Origin of the sequence: Actinospineispora eucalypti (assembly GCF_039543365.1) — a bacterium.
In the GTDB taxonomy this organism is placed as follows: domain Bacteria; phylum Actinomycetota; class Actinomycetes; order Mycobacteriales; family Pseudonocardiaceae; genus Pseudonocardia; species Pseudonocardia eucalypti.
In genome coordinates this window covers 222,674-244,655 of record NZ_BAABJP010000015.1, presented here as the reverse complement: position 1 = coordinate 244,655, position 21,982 = coordinate 222,674, and the positions used below count along the sequence as shown (strand labels likewise).

Annotated in this window: 21 protein-coding genes; 16 read left to right on the top strand and 5 right to left on the bottom strand. The window is 71.8% G+C overall.

Annotation, left to right across the window (positions count from 1 at the left end):
- The first annotated feature begins 444 nt into the window (after positions 1–444).
- From ABEB12_RS17260 to ABEB12_RS17220, 9 genes are all read left to right on the top strand, one after another.
- A complete protein-coding gene (locus ABEB12_RS17260) occupies positions 445–1,800 on the top strand; it encodes an amidohydrolase family protein (protein WP_185059407.1) in 1,356 nt (451 codons plus the stop codon).
- Positions 1,797–2,582: an IclR family transcriptional regulator gene (locus ABEB12_RS17255; RefSeq protein WP_345702897.1), complete on the top strand. Its 786-nt coding sequence runs from the start codon at positions 1,797–1,799 to the stop codon at positions 2,580–2,582. The genes ABEB12_RS17260 and ABEB12_RS17255 overlap by 4 nt, the downstream gene beginning before the upstream one ends.
- Before the next feature lie 22 nt (positions 2,583–2,604).
- On the top strand, positions 2,605–4,272 hold the full coding sequence (locus ABEB12_RS17250) for a urocanate hydratase (RefSeq protein WP_425572256.1): 1,668 nt from the start codon (positions 2,605–2,607) through the stop codon (positions 4,270–4,272).
- Positions 4,265–5,362, top strand: coding sequence for an S-methyl thiohydantoin desulfurase domain-containing protein (locus ABEB12_RS17245; protein WP_185059409.1), 1,098 nt, complete (start codon positions 4,265–4,267; stop codon positions 5,360–5,362). The genes ABEB12_RS17250 and ABEB12_RS17245 overlap by 8 nt, the downstream gene beginning before the upstream one ends.
- Entirely contained in the window at positions 5,359–6,624 is a 1,266-nt protein-coding gene (locus ABEB12_RS17240; protein WP_345702896.1) for a M20 family metallo-hydrolase, read from the top strand. Before ABEB12_RS17245 ends, ABEB12_RS17240 begins: the two co-directional genes overlap by 4 nt.
- Entirely contained in the window at positions 6,621–7,937 is a 1,317-nt protein-coding gene (locus tag ABEB12_RS17235) for an MFS transporter (protein ID WP_345702895.1), read from the top strand. The genes ABEB12_RS17240 and ABEB12_RS17235 overlap by 4 nt, the downstream gene beginning before the upstream one ends.
- Positions 7,938–8,170: 233 nt before the next feature.
- Positions 8,171–9,157, top strand: coding sequence for a spirocyclase AveC family protein (locus ABEB12_RS17230; protein WP_185059410.1), 987 nt, complete (start codon positions 8,171–8,173; stop codon positions 9,155–9,157).
- Between the two features lie 14 nt (positions 9,158–9,171).
- On the top strand, positions 9,172–10,350 hold the full coding sequence (locus tag ABEB12_RS17225; protein ID WP_221497570.1) for a cytochrome P450: 1,179 nt from the start codon (positions 9,172–9,174) through the stop codon (positions 10,348–10,350).
- On the top strand, positions 10,347–11,012 hold the full coding sequence (locus ABEB12_RS17220) for an NAD(P)H-binding protein (RefSeq protein ID WP_185059411.1): 666 nt from the start codon (positions 10,347–10,349) through the stop codon (positions 11,010–11,012). The genes ABEB12_RS17225 and ABEB12_RS17220 overlap by 4 nt, the downstream gene beginning before the upstream one ends.
- Positions 11,013–11,045: 33 nt before the next feature.
- On the opposite strand, the gene ABEB12_RS17215 is transcribed toward ABEB12_RS17220, so the two are convergent.
- Positions 11,046–11,753, bottom strand: coding sequence for a TetR family transcriptional regulator (locus ABEB12_RS17215; RefSeq protein ID WP_185059412.1), 708 nt, complete (start codon positions 11,751–11,753; stop codon positions 11,046–11,048).
- A 207-nt stretch (positions 11,754–11,960) separates the two neighbouring features.
- Between ABEB12_RS17215 and ABEB12_RS17210 the strand changes: the two genes are divergently transcribed.
- Positions 11,961–12,212 carry a hypothetical protein gene (locus ABEB12_RS17210; protein ID WP_185059413.1) on the top strand — a complete coding sequence of 84 codons (252 nt, stop codon included), beginning with the start codon at positions 11,961–11,963 and terminating at the stop codon, positions 12,210–12,212.
- A gap of 157 nt (positions 12,213–12,369) precedes the next feature.
- Positions 12,370–14,082: a dihydroxy-acid dehydratase gene (locus tag ABEB12_RS17205; RefSeq protein WP_185059414.1), complete on the top strand. Its 1,713-nt coding sequence runs from the start codon at positions 12,370–12,372 to the stop codon at positions 14,080–14,082.
- On the opposite strand, the gene ABEB12_RS17200 is transcribed toward ABEB12_RS17205, so the two are convergent.
- Positions 14,074–14,694: an ABATE domain-containing protein gene (locus ABEB12_RS17200; protein ID WP_185059415.1), complete on the bottom strand. Its 621-nt coding sequence runs from the start codon at positions 14,692–14,694 to the stop codon at positions 14,074–14,076. The two genes, ABEB12_RS17205 and ABEB12_RS17200, sit on opposite strands and share 9 nt — an antisense overlap.
- A 67-nt stretch (positions 14,695–14,761) precedes the next feature.
- On the opposite strand from ABEB12_RS17200, the gene ABEB12_RS17195 reads away from it, so the two are divergent.
- The 3 genes from ABEB12_RS17195 to ABEB12_RS17185 are packed head-to-tail and all read left to right on the top strand — an operon-like array spanning position 14,762 to position 16,187.
- Positions 14,762–15,133, top strand: coding sequence for a carboxymuconolactone decarboxylase family protein (locus ABEB12_RS17195; RefSeq protein WP_185059416.1), 372 nt, complete (start codon positions 14,762–14,764; stop codon positions 15,131–15,133).
- Positions 15,130–15,258, top strand: coding sequence for a hypothetical protein (locus ABEB12_RS17190; RefSeq protein ID WP_345702894.1), 129 nt, complete (start codon positions 15,130–15,132; stop codon positions 15,256–15,258). Before ABEB12_RS17195 ends, ABEB12_RS17190 begins: the two co-directional genes overlap by 4 nt.
- On the top strand, positions 15,255–16,187 hold the full coding sequence (locus tag ABEB12_RS17185; RefSeq protein WP_185059417.1) for a phosphotriesterase family protein: 933 nt from the start codon (positions 15,255–15,257) through the stop codon (positions 16,185–16,187). The genes ABEB12_RS17190 and ABEB12_RS17185 overlap by 4 nt, the downstream gene beginning before the upstream one ends.
- Before the next feature lie 356 nt (positions 16,188–16,543).
- On the opposite strand, the gene ABEB12_RS17180 is transcribed toward ABEB12_RS17185, so the two are convergent.
- A complete protein-coding gene (locus ABEB12_RS17180) occupies positions 16,544–17,188 on the bottom strand; it encodes a WHG domain-containing protein (RefSeq protein WP_185059418.1) in 645 nt (214 codons plus the stop codon).
- Positions 17,189–17,264: 76 nt separating this feature from the next.
- On the opposite strand from ABEB12_RS17180, the gene ABEB12_RS17175 reads away from it, so the two are divergent.
- Both ABEB12_RS17175 and htpG read left to right on the top strand, forming a co-directional pair.
- Positions 17,265–18,374, top strand: coding sequence for a transcription termination factor Rho, short form (locus ABEB12_RS17175; RefSeq protein ID WP_345702893.1), 1,110 nt, complete (start codon positions 17,265–17,267; stop codon positions 18,372–18,374).
- Positions 18,375–18,384: 10 nt separating this feature from the next.
- Positions 18,385–20,235, top strand: coding sequence for a molecular chaperone HtpG (gene htpG, locus ABEB12_RS17170; RefSeq protein ID WP_185059420.1), 1,851 nt, complete (start codon positions 18,385–18,387; stop codon positions 20,233–20,235).
- On the opposite strand, the gene ABEB12_RS17165 is transcribed toward htpG, so the two are convergent.
- Both ABEB12_RS17165 and ABEB12_RS17160 read right to left on the bottom strand, forming a co-directional pair.
- Positions 20,207–21,304, bottom strand: a complete 1,098-nt coding sequence (locus ABEB12_RS17165) for a P1 family peptidase (RefSeq protein ID WP_185059421.1) — start codon at positions 21,302–21,304, stop codon at positions 20,207–20,209. The genes htpG and ABEB12_RS17165 overlap by 29 nt on opposite strands.
- Positions 21,301–21,918, bottom strand: a complete 618-nt coding sequence (locus ABEB12_RS17160) for a TetR family transcriptional regulator C-terminal domain-containing protein (protein WP_185059422.1) — start codon at positions 21,916–21,918, stop codon at positions 21,301–21,303. Before ABEB12_RS17160 ends, ABEB12_RS17165 begins: the two co-directional genes overlap by 4 nt.
- Between the last annotated feature and the right edge of the window lie 64 nt (positions 21,919–21,982).

Sequence of the window (21,982 nt, the reverse complement as noted above, 5' to 3'; positions counted from 1 at the left end):
CTCGGGGTTCACCCCGCTCACGTGGATCTCGACGAGCACAACCGGTCCACGCCCCGCCGGCGGACCCAGCGACCGTCACGCCGCGTAGCCAAAGACCCGCACCGCAACCGAACGCAACGAGCGCCACCCGGCCCGCGCCTCGACTGAACGCAACGGGCCACCCGGCCCGCACCGCAACGGAACGCAACGGGCGCCACCCGGCCCGCACCGCAGCCGAGCGCAACGGGCGCCGCCCGGCCCGCGCCTCGACTGAACGCAACGAGCGCCACCCGGCCTGCGGCCCCGGCCGAACGCAACGGGCCGGACCCGAGCCGCGGCAGACCCACCAACTCCGGCCGTCCAAGCCGTCTTTAGAACCCGGCCCGCTCACCAACATAACGAGAAATTCCCAATCCACGGGAATCTGATGGGAAGCTCCCTACCGGGGTTCCTACCGTCGAGGGCATGGCAGGGGAGATGGTGGTCGCGGGCGTACTGCGCGCCGAGGACGGCGGGTTCCGGCGCGGGCGGGTGCACATCGCGGACGGGGTGATCACCGAGGTCACCACCACCGACGACCCGTACACCGGCCTCGAAGACCTGATCGACGTCGGCCGGGACTACCTGCTGCCGGGAGCCGTCGACGCCCATGTGCATTCCTACTCGCACGGGGGCGAGGGGCTGCGCGCGTCCACCTCGGCGGCCGCCGCCGGCGGGGTGACCACCGTTGTGGAGATGCCGTTCGACGCCACCGGGCCGGTCAACGACACCGACCGGCTCAAGGCCAAGCAGGACCGGCTGGCCGACGAGGCGGTGGTCGACGTGGCGCTGCTGGGCACCTGCGAGCCGGGGGGCGGCTGGCGACGCGCGGCGGCGCTGGCGGAACAGGGAGTCGTGGGCTTCAAGGTGTCGCTGTTCGACACCGACCCGTTCCGCTTCCCGCGCATCGACGACGCCGAGCTGCTGGACGTGATGGCCGCCGTGCGCGACGCCGGCTCCACGCTGTGCACGCACGCGGAGAACAACGAGATCATCAAGGCCCTGCTCAACGATCCGGCCAACCGGGCCAGCAACGACCCACGGGTGCACGCGAAGACCCGCCCGCCGGTGTCCGAGACGCTCGGGCTGCTCACCGCGATGGAGATCGCCGCCGACCGGGGCAACGCGCTGCACGTCTGCCACCTGTCCCTGGGCCGGTCGGCCGAGCTGGTCCGGTGGTACCGCGAACAAGGGGTGGACGTCAGCTTCGAGACCTGCCCGCACTACCTGCTGCTGACCGAGAACGACATGAAGACCGGCCGGCTGAAGATCAACCCGCCGCTGCGGGACGCGGCCAACCGGGACGCCATGTGGCGCGCGGTGGCCGAAGGGCTGGCCACGGTGATCTCCTCCGACCACGCGCCGTGGCCGCTCGAGCTGAAGGACCACGAGCGGATCCTGGACAACCACTCGGGCGTGCCGGGCACCGAGACCCTGGTGGCCACCACGCTGGGCGAGTGCCTGCGCCGGTTCGGCCCGGGCGAGGAGTTCGGGAAGGCCGTCGACGCGCTCACCGCGAACCCGGCCGACCGCTACGGCATCGGCCACCGCAAGGGCCGGCTCCGAGCCGGCCACGACGCCGACCTGATGGTGCTCACCCCCACCGAGGACTGGCTGGTCGACGAGACGCGGCTGCACTCCAACGCCGGCTGGAGCCCGTACGCGCGGTACGCCCCCGGTGCCCGGGTGACCCTCACCGTGGCCCGGGGCGAGGTGGTGTGGAGCGCGGAGAAGGGCCTGCTCGGCCCGCCCGGCCGGGGCGCACAGGTGACCCGGCGGTGACCGTGAGGACGGAAAAGGGCGAGCTGACCTCGCTGGACCGGGGCCTGCGCATCCTGTCGTTCATCCAGGATCACGGGCAGACCGACGCGGCGGGCATCATCGCCGGCCTCGGCCTGCCGTCGTCGACGGTGTACCGGTACGTCCGGCTGCTCAAGGAGGCCGGTTTCGTCATCGACGTGAACGGGCAGCTGCTGCCCAGCCGCCGGCTGGCCGACCCCTCGGCGGCCGGCTCGGCGCACCTGGTCGACCTGGCCCGCCCGGTGCTGGCCCGGCTGCGCGAGCGGTCGGGGCTGTCGGTGGCGCTGACCGTCCGGGTGCACACCGCCGCGCTCTGCCTGGACACCCTGCACGGCGGCCCCGGCCACGTGGCCTACCACCCGGGGGAGGTGCTCGCGCTCTACGCCGGGGCCAGCGCCACCCCGCTGCTCGCCATGGCCCCGGCCTCGGTGCGCGAGCAGGTGCTGGCCGGCCGGCTGCACCGGTTCACCGCCGCCACTCCGGACGCCGAACCGCTGCGGGCCGAGCTGGCCACCGTCCGCCGGCGCGGTTACCACGTGTCGCAGGGCTGGCTGACCCCCGGTATGACCGCGGTCGGGGTGCCGGTGCTGGTCGGTTCCGCGTGCCTGTGCGCGCTGTCCCTGGTCGGCCCGGACCGGGAGCTGACCGAGGTCGCGGAGGCGGTGGCCCTGCTGCGCGACGCGGCCGGCGAGCTGGTCGCCCGGCTGCCCCGTTCACCCGCCATCGCCTGGACCCCACCCGAGGAGCGAGGAGCTCATGGCTGACGACCGCCGAAGGCGACCGTATCTGCCTGGCCGACCCGAGGCAGTTGGAACACAGCCCGAGTTCGCCGCCCACCGCGGCGTCGAACCGCGCTGCCGGACGTGGCGCGCCGAGGCGCTGCTGCGCATGCTGGAGAACGTTCTCGAGGTCGGTGAGCGGCCGGAGGACCTGGTGGTCTACGCCTCGCTGGGCAAGGCCGCCCGGGACTGGCCGGCCTACCACGCCATCGTCGCCGCGCTGCGCGAGCTGGAGGAGGACCAGACCCTGGTGCTGCAGACCGGCCGCCCGATCGGCGTGCTGCGCACCCACGCGCACGCCCCGATGGTCGTCTCGGCGGTGAACAACACGGTCGGCCGCTGGGCCACCGAGGAGCGGTTCTACCAGCGGATGCGCGACGGGCAGACCATCTGGGGCGGGCTCACCGCCGCCGCCTGGCAGTACATCGGCCGCCAGGGCGTGCTGGCCGGCACCTACGAGCTGCTGCGCGAGGTGCTGCGCCGGGATTTCGCCGCCACCTCCGGCGAGGGCCGTTGGCTGCTCACCGCCGGGCTCGGCGGCATGGGGTCGGCGCAGCCGATCAGCGCGCGCATGCTCGGGCTGTCCAGCCTGGTCGTCGAGGCCGACCCGGCCAAGATCGAGAAGTCTCGCGCGGCCGGCGGGGTGGACGCGGTGGCTGCCACCCTGGACGAGGCGTTGGCGCTGGTCCGGGCGGGGACGAACACAGCGGTCGCCCTGCTCGGGAACGCGTCGACGGTGTTCGCCGAGATCGCCGCCGGAGTGGTCACGCCGGACATCGTCTCCGACCAGACCGCCGCGCACGACGCCCTTTACGGCTACCTGCCCGAAGGGCTCACCCCGGCCGAGTGGCATGAACTGCGCGAGAAGGATCCGGAGCAGGTGCAGGACCGCGCGCGGCGCTCCATGGCGCGCCAGGTCAACGCCATGCTCACCCTGGCCGACCGGGGCGCGGTGGCTTTCGAGAACGGCAACAACCTGCGGGTGCAGGTCGAGTCACTGGTACCCGGGGCGGACCGCATCCCCGGGTTCATGCCGGCCTATCTGCGGCCACTGTTCTGCCGGGGCATCGGCCCGTTCCGCTGGGTGGCCCTGTCCGGGTCCGAGCAGGACCTGTCGGTGACCGACGAGCTGGCCGCGACGCTCTTCCCGGAGCGCCCCGAGGTGGCCGAGTGGATCAAGCTGGCCCGGGACCAGATCCCGCCGCAGGGGTTGCCCGCGCGGTCCTGCTGGCTGGGGCACGGCGAGCGGTCCCGGCTGGCCGTGGCGGTGAACCAGGCGGTGCGCGCCGGGCGGATCTCCGCGCCGGTGCTGTTCAGCCGCGACCACCTGGACTCGGCCGGCATGACGCACCCGCGGATCGGCACCGAGGGCATGCGGGACGGTTCGGACGGAGTGACCGACTGGCCGCTGCTGGACGCGATGCTCCTGTCCGCCGCCGGCGCCGACCTGGTCGCGGTGCACTCGGGCGGCGGTGGCTACGCCGGCTGGATGCAGTCCGCCGGGGTCTCCGTGGTCGCGGACGGCTCGCTGGCCGCCGAGAGCCGCCTGCGGCTGGCCCTGGACCTGGATTCCGGCCTGGGTGTGCTGCGGCACGCCACCGCCGGCTACCCGGAGGCGGAGGCGGCACTTTCACCCGATCTCACGTTCCTCGCAAAGGAGAACGACGATGCGTGAACTGACCAGCGACGACGCCCGGCACGCCGTGCTCGGCGGCGGGGTGTTCGCCTGTGGTGGCGGCGGTTGGCGCCGGCACGGTGAGTTGATGGGCATGATGGCCACCTCGATGGGCCGCCCTGTGCTGGCCACGGCGGACGAACTGCCCGCCGACTCGTGGGTGGCCACGGTGGCCGCGATCGGCGCGCCGGCCTCGAAGAACTGGGAGATCCAGCCGGTCGACTACGTGCACGCGCTGCAGACGCTGATCGAGGTCTGCGAGCACCCCATCGCGGCGGTGATCACCGGGCAGAACGGCTATTCCACCACGGTGAACGGGTGGATCCAGTCCGCCGTGCTCGGGGTGAAGGTGCTGGACGCGGCCGGCGACGTGCGGGCGCACCCGACCGGCAAGCTCGGTTCGCTGGGGCTGACCAGCCGCCCCGGCTACCGGACCACCCAGGTGGTCTCCGGCGGAAACCGGGCGCTGCACGGTCATTTCCTCTCGGTCAACGAGGGCAGCGTGGCGACCTGCGACGACGTGCTGCGGGACATCTCGGTGCGCACCGGCGGGTTCATCGCCTCGGCGCGCAACCCGGTGGAGCTGTCCTGGGTGCGGGAGAACGCCGCGCTGGGCTCGATCTCGCTGGCCCTGGACCTGGGCGCGGCGATGGAGCGCGTCGCCCTCGGAACAAGCACCGGTTCCGCCGGAGCCGTGATCGACGCGGTGTGCGCGACCATCGGCGGGAAGGTGCTGGCCCGGGGCGAGCTGCGGCACGAGGTGCCGCTGGACACCCGGGGCGGGTTCGACCACGGCACGTTCCGCATCGGCGAGTACACCGTGCCGTACCTGAACGAGTTCATGGCGGTGATCGCGGACGGCGAGCGGGTGGCCAGCTACCCGGACACCATCGCCATCCTGCACGCGGGCGACGGCCTGCCGCTGGCCGTCGAGCACGCCCGCGAGGGCATGCCTGTGGTGCTGGTCACCGCCGACGCCACCGGGTTGCCGCTGTCGTCCTCCGCGCTGGACCCGGTGGCGGTCGGGGAGTGCGAGGACCTGCTGGGCATCGAGTTCCTCCGCTACCTGCCGGCGAAGGCGCCGGCATGACCGCGCAGGGCCTGAACCCGCCCTCTCCGCCCATGCCCGACGCCGAGCGGCTGGCCGCCGCGATCGACGGGCTGGCCGAGTTCCACGACTCCACCCGGCCGGGGTGGAGCCGGGAGGTGTTCTCCGAGCCGTACCGGGCCTCCCGGGAGTGGGTGCGGGCGCGGATGGCCGACGCCGGGCTGGACCCGGTGGTGGACGCGGCCGGCAACATCGTGGGCCGGCTGCCCGGCGCGCGCGGCGGCGGTCCGGCGCTGGTCACCGGCTCGCACACGGACACCGTGCCGCTGGGCGGCCGGTTCGACGGCATCGTCGGTGTGCTGTCCGGGATCGAGGTGGCGACGCGGCTGCGCGAGACCGGCACGGTGTTGGAGCACGACCTGCTGGTGGTGGACTTCCTCGGCGAGGAGGCCAACGAGTTCGGCATCTCCTGCATGGGGTCCCGGTCGGTCGCCGGGGTGTTGGAGGCCGGGCACCTGAACCGGGTGGACGGTTCCGGTGTGCGGCTGGGTGACGCCCTGGACGGGTTCGGCGTCGACCCGTCCGCTGCTCTGCGCCAAGCGTGGCGCGCGGGGGACGTGCACGCGTACGTGGAGCTGCACATCGAACAGGGGCCGCTGCTGGAGCGGTCGGGCGAGCGGATCGGCGTGGTCACCGCGATCGCCGGCATCGACCGGCTGCTGGTGAACTTCGCCGGCCGGGCCGGGCACGCCGGAACCACGCCGATGGCCGACCGGCACGACGCGCTGGTCTCGGCGGCGGCCGCCGTGCTCACCGTGGACCGGGTGGGCTGCGGCGCGCCGGTGCACGGCGTGGCCACCTCGGGGTACATCCGGTCCGGCCCCGGTTCCATGGGGGTGATCAGCGACCACGCCCGGCTGTGGGCGGAGATCCGGAGCGTGGACGGCTCGTGGCTGGCCGGTGCGCGGCGGCGGATCGTGGACGAGATCGCCGCCGAGGCCGCCGCGCGGGGAGTGGAGATCGACGTGGAGTGGCTGTCCGACCAGGACCCGGTGCCCACCGCGCCCGCGCTCCGGGACACGATCGGCGCCGCCGCCGACGAGCTGGGCCTGTCGTGGAAGGCGGTGCCGTCCGGCGCCGGGCACGACGCCGCCCACCTGGCCCGGCTGGGCCCGATGGGCATGATCTTCGTGCCGTCCCGGGACGGGCGCAGCCACTGCCCGGAGGAGTTCACCCCGGCTTCAGACATAGCCGCCGGGGCGCACGTGCTGGCGGCCACCCTGCTGCGGCTGGACCGGTCGTGACGGCGCCCGCCGAGCGTACGGTCGCCCGGAAGTCCGTCGCCGCCGCGTCCTTCGGCAACGCGATGGAGTGGTACGACTTCTCGGTCTACGCGTTCTTCGCCAGCTACGTGGCGGCGAACTTCTTCCCCTCCGGCGACCCGACCGCCGCGCTGCTCGGTGCGTTCCTGGTGTTCGGCGCGGGGTTCGTGGCCCGCCCGCTGGGTGCCGTGGTGATCGGCATGTTCGGCGACCGGCGCGGCCGGAAGGCGGCGCTGGTGCTGTCCATCGCCGCGATGGGCCTGGGCACGCTGATCCTGGCCGCCGCGCCGCCGTTCGCGGTGATCGGCGTGGGTGCGCCGATCCTGCTGCTGATCGGCCGGCTGTTGCAGGGCTTCTCGGCCGGCGGGGAGATCGGCGGCGCGGCCGCGTTCATGATCGAGCACTCGCCGGCGGACCGGCGCGCCCGCTACGCCGCCTGGCTGCAGGCGTCGATGGGCATCTCCAACCTGATGTCCGCCGTGGTCGGGCTGGCCATCACCACCCTGCTGCCCCGGGAGGCGGTGGCCGAGTGGGCCTGGCGCATCCCGTTCGTGCTCGGGCTGCTGATCATCCCGGTCGGCCTCTACACCCGGCGCCGGCTGCCCGAGCCGGAGGTGTTCGAACGCGAGCGGGACCGCTCCGGCGGCTGGCTGTCGCCGCTGCGCACGCTGTTCGCCGAGCACCCCGGCGCGCTGGGCGCCGGCTTCCTGTTCTCCGTGCTGTGGACGGTGGCGGTGTATGCGCTGGTCATCTACCCGACCACGTACTACAAGGACCCGGCCGTGGGCCTGCGGTTCACCGACCAGCAGGCGTTCCTGGCCACCGTGGTCGGCAACGTGGTGCTGATCGCCGGCTGCCTGGTCTCCGGCCGGCTGGCCGACGCGCGCGGTGCTCGGTGGGTGATCGTGGCCGGCTCGGCGGCGCTGCTGGTGGTGCCGCTGCCGGGCCTGCTTCTGCTGCACGCGGCGCCGAGCACGGCGGTGTTGGTGCTGGTCCAGGTGGTGCTGTCGGCGACCGTGTCGGTCTTCGTCGGCGCGGCGCCGGCCACCCTGCCGATGGCCTTCCCTGTCGCCGTGCGGTCCACCGGCATGTCGCTCAGCTACAACCTGGCCGCGATCTTCTTCGCCGGCTTCACCCCCGCCCTGATGACCTGGGCCGTCCGCACCCTCTCGGTGTACGCCCCCGCCTTCTGGGTAGCCGCCGGCGCCGTCGCCTCCCTAACCGCCACCCCCACGCTCTTCCGCCACATCACCACGGTGACCCAGCCCTCCCACCACTCCGATTCAGTCACTTGAGCAGCCTGATTCAGTGCCTTCAGCACACCGATTCAGTGCCTTCAGCACACTGGTTCGGTCGCTTCAGCAGGGTGATTCAGTAAACAGCGTTGACTGAACCATGCTGCTGAAGGCACTGAATCACCCTGCTGAAGGCACTGAATCGGGTTTGGGGTTGGGTAACCAATTAGCGATGGGTTTTTGGTACGCTCGTCGGGCTAACGGCGTTAGGCCAGGCCTGCGGAGGTACCGGCATGCTGCTCAGCGAAGAGTCCGCGCCCGCCACGACACCGACCAGCACGGCGACCGGCCGGGGCGGGGCGGTGGGGTTGTGGGCGCTGTTCGGCGGGGTCTGGGTGGTGGTCGCCGGGCAGGCGATCGTGCGCTGGATGCTGTCGGCCGACCAGTTCGTCCCGGCGCCGGTGCTCGGCCCGGACGCCTACCCGGCCTGGCGGGAGGCCGCGCTGCGGGTGCTGGAAGCGGCCAGCGTGGCGGTGCTCCTGGCGTTCGTCTGGTTCTGCGTGATCCGGCCGCTGCGCCGGGACGGGCGGCTGTCCCTGGACGGGATGTTCGTCATCGGCGGGGTGTTCGGCTCGGTGATGGACGCCTGGCTGAACCTGTACGACTACCTCTTCGCCTGGAACGCGCACTCGCTGAACCGGGGCGTGTGGGCGGCGTTCATGCCATTTCACCTGCCCTCCTCGTCGTCCCGCTACGCCGAGGGGCTGGCCTGGGGCGTGCCGATGTACATCTACTTCTGCACCGGCGCCGCGATCATCGGTTGTCAGGTGGTGCGCCGGCTGCGCGCGCGGTTTCCCGGGATCTCCGACGTGAAGGCGCTGGCCGTGGTGTTCGCCGGTGAGTTCGCCGCCGGGTTCCTGCTGGAGAACACTATCATCCGGGTCACCCAGGCCTACGGCTACGCCCGCACCAACGGCGCGCTGACCGTTTTCGACGGGGCCGCCTACCAGTTCCCGATCTACGAAAGCCTGTTCACCGCGACCCTGGGCGTGGCGTTCACCTATGTGCGGCTGACCGCGCTGGCCGACCCGGACGGGGTGTCGGTGATCGAGCGTGGCTTCCACCGGTTCCGGCCGGCGCTGCGCACCCCGGTGCGGGGGCTCGCGGTGATCGGGTTCAGCGCGGTGGCCCTGCTCATGCTGTACCACCTGCCGTTCAACTGGCTGGGCGTCGGCGGGGACTCGTACGCGCGGCTGCCCAGCTACCTGCTCCCCGGCTGACAAGGGAGGTAACCGTGACCGAGGTCGAGTGGCGGCGCTACGACCAGTACAACCAGGCCCACGCGGACGGGCGCTGGGCGCACTACGCGCAGGCCAGGGCGGCCCAGTGCCCGGTGCCGTTCAGTGAGTCGCACGGCGGGCAGTATCACGTGACCCGGTACGCCGACGTGCGGTTCGTGCTGGAGCACCCGGAGCTGTTCTCCTCCGCCGTGCCGGCGCCGACCAACGAGGCCCCGGTCCGGCTGCCGCCGCTGGACTCCGACCCGCCGCTGCAGCAGGAGTTCCGCAAGATCCTGAACCCGTTCCTCTCCCGGTCGTACCTGATGCGGTTCGCCGACCAGATGCGCGGGATCGCCAACGAGGCCATCGACGGGTGGATCGACCGGGGTTCCTGCGAGTTCATCACCGAGTTCGCCATGCCGTACTCGTCGGCCGTGCTGGCCACCGTGGTGTTCGACGAGACCGACCCGGCCCGCGTCACCCGGGCGCGGGACATCACCACCCGGGTGGGCACGGTGGCCGACGCGCAGTCGTTCGTCGACCTGGCCGCGCTGGCTGCCGAGTACCTGGCCGAGCGGGCGGACGGCCTCACCGAGCGGGAGGACATCCTGGGCGCGGTGGCCCGGGGCACCATCGCCGGCCGGCCGATGACCGACGAGGAGCGGCTGGGCGTGATCACCGTGCTGTTCCTCGGCGGGCTGGACACCACCCGGGGCGCGCTGGGCACCATCGCCTACCAGCTGGCCACGGTGCCCGGGCTGGAGGAGCGGGTGCGCCGGCCGGAGTGGGTGCGGCACGACCTGGACGAGCTGCTCCGCCGGTTCTCCCCGGTGGCGGTCATGGCGCGCACGGTGCTGGCGGACGTGGAGCTGGGCGGCCGGCGGTTGCGTAAGGGGGACCGGCTGGTGGTGCACTTCGACTCGGCGAACCGGGACGGGGACCGCTTCCCCGGCGCCGACGAGCTGGTTTTCGAGCCGCCGAGGGTCAGCAACGCGTTGTTCGGGCTGGGCATCCACCGTTGCGTGGGCGCGCACCTGGCCCGGCTGCAGATCGAGATCGGGTATACGGAATTGCTGCGTCGGGTTACCAACCTCCGATTGATAACCCCGGAGCCGGTGGGCTTCGCGTGCGGGGCGGCACTCGGACCGGAGGAGTTGAAGGTGCGGTTCGACCGGCGGGAGGGCGCCGTATGAGAGCGGTTCTGCTCGGCGCGAGCGGCAAGGTGGGCCGGCCGATCTTGGATGAGTTACTCCAAAGGGGTCACCATGTGACGGCTGTGGTTCGGAACCGGTCTCGCCTGCCCGCCGAGAGACTCGGCTTGTCGATTACTGTCGGTGACATATTTAACGTTACCTTTAGGAAACAACTGCGTGATCTCGTAGATGCCGCCGAGACCTTGCTGTGTTCGGTCGCGATGCGTGATGAGGCGCAACGGGGGCGTGACGAGCGATCACCCGTCGAGCTGATGCGCATCGCGGCCGGCACGGCCGCGCCGGCCGGCGCGCGGCTGTTCACCATGGGCGGCGCGGGCAGCCTGGAGGTGGCGCCCGGCGTGCAGCTGGTGGACACCCCGGAGTTTCCCGAGGTGGCCAGGGCGGAGTCGCTCGGGTTTCGGGACGCCCTGGTCTACCTGCGGAAATCGGCTCCTGAGGGGCTGGACTGGACGATGCTGTCCCCGCCGGCGTCGATCGAGCCGGGTGAGCCGAGGACCGGCCGCTACCGGGTCGGCACGGACGCCCTGGTGACCGACGAGCAGGGCCGCTCGCGGATCTCCGCCGCCGACCTCGCGGTGGCCGTGGTGGACGAGCTGGAGTGTCCGCGGCACCTTGGAACGCGTTTCACTGTGGGTTACTGACCTGGCCTTTTGGTCTACTTATTAGGACGCGTTCTAGGACTCGTTCAGTTCGTCGAGTACCCGTTCCAGGAACGAGAGATCCTGCCGGAGCAGCGCGACGGCGGCCTGCGGGCCCGAGTTGCTCGGCATCCGCCGGGGCACCTGAACGACCATCGCCACGGCCAGCTCGGTAATCTCCCGCGCGGCCTCGTCGGGTGGCTGGTCGCCGTCCGGGCGGTACCAGTTGACCACCCACGAGCACATGCCGTAGATCGCCCGAGCCGCGGCCAGCGGGTTGACCGGGCGGAACTGGCCGGAGGTGATGCCCTTCTCCACGGTCTCCACCAGGCTGTCCAGGGTTTCCTGGCGGATCTCCTGTCGGCGCTGGGCAACCGGTTCGGGCAGGTGGGCGACGGACCGGTCGAGGAGCATGAACCGGGACGGCTGGCTGGCGCGGCTGTAGGCCAGCACGTAGCTGATCCGGCGCAGCTTGGTCGGGGCGTCGAGCGTGTCGTCCCGGCGGATCCGGTCGACCTCGTTGGCCTTGCCCTCGGTGGTCTCGGTGACCAGCCTGGCCAGGATCTCTTCCTTGCTCTTCACGTAGTAGTAGAGCGTCGGCCTGGTGATGCCCATGGCGTCGGCGATGTGCTGCAGGGTGGTGCCGGCGAACCCACGTTCCGCGAACAGCCGACTGGCCTGCTCGTAGAGTTCCGCCTCGACCAGCTCACGCCGGGAGCTCGGGACCTCATCGGGTTCTTTCACCGGCCAGATGCTAGCCGGTCGGCGTATCGAAGTGTGCTCTGGACGCAGCAGCACCACTGTCGTATAGTTACCAAGAGTAGCTGCACGTGCAGACGTCGCTTGACTTTTCTACGCCAAAGCTGAATAGTCTACGTCGTTGTAGAAAGCGCTGCATACAATATTAGGTGCACCCCGTAAGCGTCCCCGTCCCGGGTTGGAGCCGAACTCATGAGTGATCAACAGTTGGGGAGCGCACACGTCGCGGACGCGGGATTTGTCCCGTGGGCGGCCCGGGTGATGGCGGCCAGTCCGGGCGCGGTCGAGCGTGCGTTGGCCATCCACACACCGACCGACGACGGTTTGTGTGCCAACTGCAGTCAGGAAGACGCCATCTGGTGGCCGTGCACGGTCGTGCGCATCGCGGAGCTCGCGCAGCGCGCCGCCGTGCACCCGACGCCGAGTCCGCGCCAGGCCTCCTGACCCTTTCCCGCGGCGCGGGAGACAGGAGGTGCCGACGGCGGTCGGGGGCCGTCGGCGGTGTGCACCGGATTGCTTCGCCACCGGGTTTGACGCTGCCCGGTTCAGGCGGATTGTCGCCATGCTGTGAGCTGCGGGAAATCGGTTTATAGTCCGATGAATGAGCAGGCGCAGCGCAGCGTGGTTCGGGGCCGAGGGCAAGCAGGGGATGATCTACCGGTCCTGGATGCGGAACCAGGGTTATTCCGGTGAGGTGTTCGACGGGCGGCCGGTGATCGGCATCGCCACCACGTGGTCCGAGTTGGCCCCGTGCAACGCCCACCAGCAGCGCATCGCGGAGTCGGTCAAGCGCGGGGTCTGGCAGGCCGGCGGCTTCCCGCTGGAGTTCCCCACCACCGCGCTGGGCGAGACACTCATGCGCCCGACCACCATGCTGTTCCGCAACCTGCTGGCCATGCAGGCCGAGGAGCTGATGCGGGCCAACCCGCTGGACGGCCTGGTGCTGCTGTCCGGCTGCGACAAGACCACGCCCGGCCTGTTGATGGCCGCGTCCAGCGTCGACCTGCCCGCGCTGATGGTCACCGGCGGACCCATGCTGAACGGCAAGTACCAGGGCCGGGACGTCGGCTCGGGCACCCAGATCTGGCGGTTCGAGGCGGACCTGGCCGCCGGCCGGATCACCGAGGAGGAGTGCTACTTCGCCGAGGGCTGCATGGCCCGTTCCAACGGCCACTGCATGACCATGGGCACCGCGTCCACCATGGCTTCGATGGCCGAGGCGCTGGGCATGCAGCTGCCCTACTCGGCCACCTGGCCGGCGGTGGATGCCCGCCGGTACGAGACCGCGCAGCGCGCCGGACAGCGGATCGTCGCCATGGTGGACGAGGACCTGCGCCCCTCGAAGATCATGACGCGGCGGGCGTTCGAGAACGCGATCCGGGTGAACGCGGCGATCGGCGGCTCCACCAACGCGGTGATCCACCTGTTGGCCATCGCCGGGCGGTTGGGGGTGGAACTGGTCCTGGACGACTTCGACGCGCTGGCCCGGGACATCCCGACGCTGGTGAACCTGCAGCCTTCGGGCGAGTTCCTGATGGAGGACTTCTGCTACGCGGGCGGGCTGCCGGCGGTGATGCGCGAGCTGGGTTCGCTGCTGCACGCCGACGCGGTCACCGTCACCGGCCGGACGGTCGGGGAGAACGTGGCCGACGCGGAGTGCTGGAACCGCGAGGTGATCCGCACGCTGGCCGACCCGTTCCAGCCGACGGGCAGCGGGACCGCCGTGCTGCGCGGCAACCTGGCCCCGAACGGTGCGGTGATCAAGCAGTCGGCCGCCTCGGAGCACCTGCTCAAGCACCGGGGCCAGGCGCTGGTGTTCGACTCGGCCGAGGAGTACCACGCGGTGTGCGAGGACGACGACCTGCCGGTGGACGAGAGCACCGTGCTGGTGGTGCGCAACTCCGGTCCGCGCGGCTACCCGGGCATGCCCGAGGTGGCCAACGTGGTGCTGCCGGCCAAGCTGCTGCGCCAGGGTGTGCAGGACATGGTGCGGATCAGCGACGGCCGGATGTCCGGCACCGCCTACGGCACCGTGGTGCTGCACGTGGCGCCGGAGGCGGCCGCCGGCGGTCCGCTCGCGCTGGTGCGCAGCGGTGACTGGATCGAGCTGGACGTCCCGGCGCGCACCCTGACCCTGGACGTGGACGACGAGGAGCTGGAGCGCCGCCGCGCCGAGTGGCAGCCCCCGCCGCCGGCCGCCGACCGGGGTTGGGTGCGGCTGTACACCGAGCACGTGCTGCAGGCCGACCAGGGCCTGGACCTGGACTTCCTGGTCGGCGGCAGCGGGCACCCGGTGCCCAGGGAGTCACACTGAATCTGTAGTTCGGCGCCGGGCGCGCATGGCGCGGACCCGGCCCCGGCTGGCGCAGGCGGGGGCCGGGCACCACCGGCGCCGGCCGGCCGGGTCGCTGAAGATCCACCGACAGTCGTGCTCGGCGCACACCCGCAGGTGGTGCCGCTCCGCGCCGGTCAGGTGCCGGACGGCCTGGTCGGCGAGCCGGGCCAGCGCCTCGCCGGTGTCCGCCGGGTCCGGTAGCCGCAGTCGGCCGTCGACCACCCGGACCGCCTCGGCACCGCCGTGCGGCCCGGCGTTGTGCGGCCCGGCGCCGGGCGGCGTGCCGCCGTGCGGCCCGGCGGCGGGGGTGCCGGCCAGGAAGCCGCGCACGGTCTCCAGCCGGTCGGCCGGCGGCGCGGCGCCGGTCACGGCGGCCAGCGCGACGTGACGCAACGATTCGCGCAGCGTACGGGTGCGGGCCAGGTCCTCCGGCCCGGGCGGCAGGCGGGGGGTCAGCTCCACCCGGGCCAGCCACTCGGCCAGCCGCTCGGTGGACTCCAACCGTTCCACCGGGTGCGCGCCGAAACTCTGGCCCTGGGTGGCCAGCAGGTTGAGCCAGGTGGCCCCGCCGTCGAACCGGAAGTCCTCCACGTTGCCAGTGTAACGGCTTGCCCGTTACGATCGGTGTAACGGCTAAGGCGTTACGCGAGGAGGCGACGTGGATCGGGAAGAGGGCTACCGGCTGCTCGGCGTGCTGCAGGACCAGGTCACCCAGCGGGCCTGGCGGGACACGCTGGACGGGGTGGCGCCCGGCTTCGCCGACTGGGTGGTCACCGCGCTGTTCGGCGGCACCTACCAGCGCGAGGGGCTGACACTGCCGGAGCGGCAGCTGGTCAACCTGGCCGCGCTGGCCGCCCTGGGCGGGGTGGACCCGCAGCTGGCCGGGCACGTGCGCACCGGCTTGCGGGTCGGCCTGGAGCGGAGGCAGATCGTCGAGGTGCTCGTGCACCTGGCGCCGTACATCGGGGTGCCCAAGGCACTCGCCGGGCTGCGGGTGGCCGCCGCCACGCTCGCCGAGGAGCCGTCATGACCGCCGCGCCCGCCGTGCCCGGCGAGGCCGGCGTGCCCGGCCAGACCGCCGTGCCCGGCCAGACCGGCGTGCCTGGCCAGACCGGCGTACCCGGCGTGACCGCCGTGCGGACCGTGCCCGTGTGACCGCCGTGCGGACCGTGCTCGGCGATCTGCCCCCGGCCGAGCTCGGCATTACCGACGCGCACGACCACCTGTTCATGCGCAGCGCGGCCCTGCCGGGCCAGGATCTGGACGACGCCGAGGCGGCCGCCGCCGAGCTGCGCCGGTTCGCCGCGCTCGGCGGCCGGACGGTGGTGCAGTGGAGCCCGTTCGGCATGGGTCGCCGGCCGGCGGAGCTGGTCGAGCTGTCCCGGGCCACCGGTGTGCAGGTCATCGCGGCCACCGGCCTGCACCGCGCCGCGCACTACCCGCCCGGCCGGCCCGAGCGGTGGTATCCCCGGCTGGCCGACCTGTTCGTCGAGGAGCTGACCACCGGCCTGCACACCCAGGACGACCCCGACTCCCCGCTGACCGGAGCCCGGGCCGGGCTGATCAAGGTCGCCGGCGACTTCCACCACCTGGACGCCCACACCCGCACCGTGATGACCGCCGCCGCGCAGGCCCACCACCGGACCGGCGCGCCGGTCGGCGTGCACCTCGAACACGGCAGCGCGGCGGCCGACGTGCTCGAGCTGCTCTGTGCCGGGCTGGGCGTCCCGCCGTCGCGGGTGATCCTCGGCCACCTGAACCGGTTCCCCGACCTCGGCGCGCACCGCGCGGCGGCCCGAGCCGGCGCATTCCTGGGCTTCGACGGCCCGTCGCTGGCCAACCACGAGACCGACTGGCGCCTGGTCGACACGCTGGTCTCACTGGCCGGCGATGGCCACGCCGACCAGCTCCTGCTCGGCGCCGACACCACCAGCGCGGCGGCCCGGGGGAATCCGGGGTTGACCTGGCTGCTCACGCGGTTGCGGCCCCGGTTGGTGGAGGAGCTGGGCGAGGAGTTCGCCGGGGCGATGTTCGTGCGGAACCCGGCGCGGGCGTTCGCGGTCGAGTGGGTGGCCGGGTCTTAAAGATCGGCTTGGACGGGCGGAGTTGGCCGGTCTGCCGCGGCTGGCGTGCCGCCTGTTGCGTTTGGCCGGGGGCGCTCGGTACTCCCCTACGGTGCGTGACGGAGCGGCAGGCGGTCGGGGTAGGTTCGTTGCGTCGAGATCGACACCATTCTGGTTCGATCTTGGCTGGACCAGACCGGTGTCGATGTCGAGGAGCGGCAGCGCCGAATCCGCCCGAATACCGGCCCGAGGCCGTCACGTTCCGTGAGAAAGTGCCCAACCACGGACGCAACGGGCGCTACCGGAGCCGCGGCAGACCGGCCAACTCCGCCCGTCCAAGCTCTCTTTAAACCGGGCGACCCACGAACCGCCGCCTGCTAGCCTCGGTGTCGGCGCATTCGTTCGGTGTCGGCGCCGAGGCTGGCGAGCAGTGACTCGCTGAGCGGCAGGAAGACCTGCTTCTTGCTGTCCCGCAGGTCGGCGAAGTGGCCGGCCAGCTCCAGCATCACGTACCCGTGCAGCACGGTCCACAGCTGGGCGGTGACCGCGTCGGCATCGCCCCGGCGGAAATAACCCACGTCCATGGCGCGTTGGACCGTGGTGAGCAGGTGTTGCCGGGTGCGGTCCGCCGAGGTGCGGGTGGCGTCCGCCGCCGGCCGCTGGCCCCCGGGGGCGGCCATACCGAACATCAGGTCGTACAGGTTGGGGTGCTCCAGGGCAACCTCGCGGTAGGTCATCGCCTGCCGGTACAGGTCCAGCGTGGGGTCGTCCGTGGTCGGCACCTCGACCAGCCGGGCGTGCAGCCGGTCGAACCCGGTCTCCCTTACCGCCGCGAGCAGCTGCGGCATCCCCCCGAAGTGGTGGTAGACGGCCATCGTGGTGGCGCCCACCTCGCGGGTGATCCGGCGGGCCTGCACCGCACCCGGACCTTCCTCGGCGAGCAGCCGCACGGTGGCCTCGATCAGCCGCTCCCGCATCCCGCCGGTTTCGACGGACGCACGGACGCTCGCGGTGTCTGACATAACGCCGATTATCCCAAGTCCTTTCCCGGGCGCGTCGTAAGCGCCCACCTCCCTTCGCAAAGAAATGAGAAAAATCATGAACATCGACGCCACCCGGGTCACCGGGATCCTTGACGTCATCGACAACCGCGGCTGGCTGCGGGTTGACGGCTACCTGCCGGGCCCGAGCGACGTGCGGGTGCCCAAGCGCCTGCTCGACCGGTACCGCCGGGGCGACCAGCTCACCGGCCCGGTCCAGCCGGCCGGCAACGGGAACGGGGAGAAACACCCCACCCTGCTGGACGTGGACACGGTCAACGGCCAGCACCCCCAGCACGCGGACGGCCGGCCCAGGTTCGCCGACCTGGTGCCTATCCACCCGGACGAGCGGCTGCGCCTGGAGACCGAGCCGCACGCCCTCACCGCCCGGGTCACCGACCTGGTGATGCCCATCGGCAAGGGCCAGCGGGCGCTGATCGTGGCCCCGCCCAAGGCGGGCAAGACCTCGGTGCTGCGCGCCTTCGCGCACGGCATCGCCAAGAACCACCCGGAGTGCCACCTGATGATGGTGCTGGTCGGCGAGCGGCCCGAGGAGGTCACCGACCTCACCCGGGGCGTGCCCGCCGAGGTGGCGGCGGCGACCTTCGACCTGCCGCCCAAGTCCCACACCGCGGTGGCCGAGCTGGCCGTCGAGCGGGCCAAGCGGCTGGTCGAACAGGGCCGGGACGTGGTGGTCCTGCTGGACTCGCTGACCCGGCTGGGCCGGGCCTACAACCTGGCCGCGCCCGCCTCGGGGCGCATCCTCAGCGGCGGGGTGGACGCTTCGGCGCTGACCCCGCCGAAGCGGTTCCTGGGCGCCGCGCGCAACATCGAGAACGGCGGATCGCTGACCATCCTGGCCTCCGCACTGGTGGAGACCGGTTCGCTGGGCGACACGGTGATTTTCGAGGAGTACAAGGGCACCGGCAACGCCGAGCTGCGGCTGGACCGGGCCAGCGCCAACCGGCGGGTCTTCCCGGCCGTGGACATCGCCCAGTCCGGCACCCGCCGCGACGATCTGCTGCTGGACCCGGCCGAGGCGGCCGCCATCGCAACGCTGCGCCGCGCGCTGCACAGCCGGGAGCCCGGCCAGGCACTGGACGCCCTGCTGGACGGCTTGCGCAAGACGCAGTCGAACGCCGAGTTCCTTGTTCAGCTGAAGTCGTAGGATCTCCGCCGTGAGTACGGCGACCGAAACCCGTGAGTTCCAGACCGAGGCCCGCGAACTGCTGCGGCTGATGGTGCATTCGATCTACTCGAACAAGGACATCTTCCTGCGCGAGCTGATCTCCAACGCGTCGGACGCGCTGGACAAGCTGCGCCTGGAGGCCTACCGGGACAAGGATCTCGAGGTCGACCAGGCCGGGCTGCGCATCGAGCTGGAGGCCGACGCCCAGGCGCGGACCCTCACCGTCCGGGACAACGGCATCGGGATGACCCGCGACGAGGTGGTCGGCCTGATCGGCACCATCGCCAAGTCCGGCACCGCCGAGTACCTGCGCAAGCTCAAGGAAGCCCAGAACACCCAGGACGCCGAGCTGATCGGCCAGTTCGGTGTGGGCTTCTACAGCAGCTTCATGGTCGCGGACAAGGTCACCCTGACCACCCGCCGCGCCGGTGCGGACGCCGGCGTTCGTTGGGAGTCCGCCGGTGAGGGCACCTACACCATCGAGGACGCGCCGGATGCGCCGCGCGGCACCGAGGTCCGGCTGCACCTGAAGCCGGTGGACGCCGAGGACCACCTTTACGACTACAGCGAGCCGGCCAAGATCAAGGAGATCGTCAAGCGGTACTCCGACTTCATCACCTGGCCGATCCAGCTGGACGGGGAGACGGTCAACTCCCGCAAGGCGCTCTGGGCGCGGTCCCGCGACGACGTCGGCGAGGAGGAGTACGCCGAGTTCTACCGGCACATCAGCCACGACTGGACCGATCCGCTGGAGACGATCCGGCTGCAGGCCGAGGGCACGTTCGAGTACCAGGCGCTGCTGTTCATCCCGGCGCGGGCTCCGCTGGACCTGTTCATGCGGGATGCGAAGGCCGGCGTGCAGCTCTACGTCAAGCGCGTGTTCATCATGGACGACTGCGACGCGCTGATGCCGGAGTACCTGCGGTTCGTCAAGGGCGTGGTCGACGCGGCGGACCTCTCGCTGAACGTGTCGCGGGAGATCCTGCAGCAGGACCGGCAGATCCAGCTGATCCGCCGCCGGCTGGTCAAGAAGGTGCTCGCCACGGTGAAGACCATGCTGGCCGAGGAACCCGACAAGTACGCCACCTTCTGGGGCCAGTTCGCCCGGCCGATGAAGGAGGGCCTGCTCGCCGACCAGGAGAACCAGGCGCAGATCCTGGAGATCTGCTCGTTCGCCAGCACCCACGACGCCGAGCGGCCGACCACGCTGGCCGACTACGCGAGCCGGATGAAGGACGGCCAGGAGCACATCTACTACCTCACCGGCGAGACCCGGGCGGCCATGGAGAACTCCCCGCACATGGAGGCGTTCCGGGCCAAGGGGTTCGAGGTGCTGCTGCTGGACGACCCGATCGACGGCATGTGGGTGGAGGCGGTCCCCGAGTTCGGGGGCAAGCCGTTCCAGTCCATCGCCAAGGGCCAGGTGGACCTGGACTCCGAGGAGGAGAAGCGGGCGGCCCAGGGGCGCGAGGAGGAGTTCGCCGGGTTGCTGGCCTGGCTCACCGAGACCCTGGGCGAGCAGGTGAAGCAGGTGCGGCTGTCGTCCCGGCTGACCACCTCGGCGGCCTGCATCGTGAGCGACAGCCACGATCTCACGCCCACCCTGGAGAAGATCTACCGCGCGTCCGGCCAGGACCTGCCGCCGATCAAGCGCATCCTGGAGCTGAACCCCGGCCATCCACTGGTCGCCGGGCTGCGCACCGCGCAGGCCGAGGGCCGGGGCGACGCGGAGGCGGCCGAGCTGCTCTACTCGCTGGCGCTGCTGGCCGAGGGCGGCGAGCTGGCCGACCCGGCGCGGTTCGTCAAGCTGGTCACATCGCGGCTGGAGCAGGGTCTCTGAGCAGCGCCAACACCCGGTCCACCGGCATCGCGGGGGAGCGGTGGCCGGCCCGGCCGACCATGGTCTCGCCGGCCACCAGCACGTTCACCACGGCCTCCTCCACCGCTTCCGCCACGGCGGCGTGGAACGGGTCCAGGTTGGGCCAGGGCACGAACCGCAGGCTCTCGTAGGCCTGGGTGCGGGCCGACTCGCTGGGCCAGGCGCTGGTGAGTGCGCCCGGGTTGGCGGTGGAGAAGGCCAGGAACAGGTCGCCGGAGAAGTGCGAGCCGGTGGTGCCGGTGCGGGCCAGGCCGAACGGCACCCGCCGGGCCAGCGCCTTGCACTGCCCGGGCAGCAGCGGGGCGTCGGTGCCGACCACCGCGATCACCGAGCCGGCGCCCGGCGGCATGTGGCCGGCTTCCTGCGGGTTGTCGTCCGCCAGGTGCCGGCCCAGTGGCACGCCGGCGATGCTCAGCTCGCGCCGGGACCCGAAATTGGCCTGTACGAACGCGCCGACGGTGAACGTGTCGTCCCCGTAGCGCACCCGCCGGGAGGCGGTGCCGCTGCCGCCCTTGAACGCGTAGCAGGTCATCCCGGTGCCGCCGCCGACCGAGCCCTCGGCGACCGGGCCGCCGGCGGCGGTGTCGATCGCGTGGTGCGCGTGTTCGGCGCGCACGGCGGCTGAGTTGATGTCGTTGAGGTAGCCGTCGAAGGTCTCCGCGACCACGGGAAGCAGCCACCGCCGGGCCAGCTCCGGCCGGTGCGCGGCCACCCAGTCGACCACCGCCCGGTGGCAGGTGCCCACGGCGTGCGTGTTGGTGATGAGCACCGGCAGCGTGAGCGCGCCGGTCTCCTCCACCCAGGCGGTGCCGGTCATCTCGCCGTTGCCGTTCAGTGAGAACCAGCCGGCGGCACAGGGCTGCTCGATGTCCTCGCGGCCCCGGGGCAGGATCGCGGTCACGCCGGTGCGCACCTCGCCGTCGGAGAGCGTGGTGTAGCCGATGCGGACGCCGGGCACGTCGGTCAGCGCGTTGTGCCGGCCGGGTTCGCCGTCGAAGCGGATGCCCAGCTCGCGCGCCCTGGGTTTCATCTCTTGGCCTCCTGGTGCAGGTCGGCGCCGGTCGCGGCGGACGCGTAGCTGATCAGCATGCGGGTGGCGGTGGCCGCGTCGAACGGGGTGACCGCCTGCATCAGGTGCAGGCCGGCGCCGTCCTCCAGCAGCACCAGGTTGCGGGCCACCGTGGTCGGGTCGTCGGCCAGCGTGAACACTCCGAGCGCGGCGCCGGCCTCCAGGATGCCCACGTACAGCGTCACCTGCCGCTGGAACAGGTCGATGTGCCGGGCCGCGTACGCCGGGTCCCGCCGGGCCACCGTGCCCAGCTCGTAGAGCAGCCGGCACAGCTCGTCGTCCTCGCCGGTGGGCAGGCCGGAGTTGATCATTGCGAGCAGCCTGGTGCGCGGGTCGGCCGGGCCGGCGGTCACCTCGGCGCGGGCCGCGCAGAACCGCTCCACCGCCTGGTCCTGCACCTCGCGGAGCAGCTCGGTCAGCTCGGCGAAGTAGTAGAGCACCGACGCCGGGGCCAACTCGGCCCGGCGCGCCACGTCGGTCAGCCGCAGGCCGAGCACGCCCTGCTCCACCACGATCCGCCGGGCCACCTCGACCAGCTGAGCCCGGCGCCGCTCTTGTCTCTTCGGTCGCGCCACGCACTCGAGTATCTCGAAGGCCATTTGGAGTTTGCAACGAACCTTGACTAAATCGGCTTCGAGT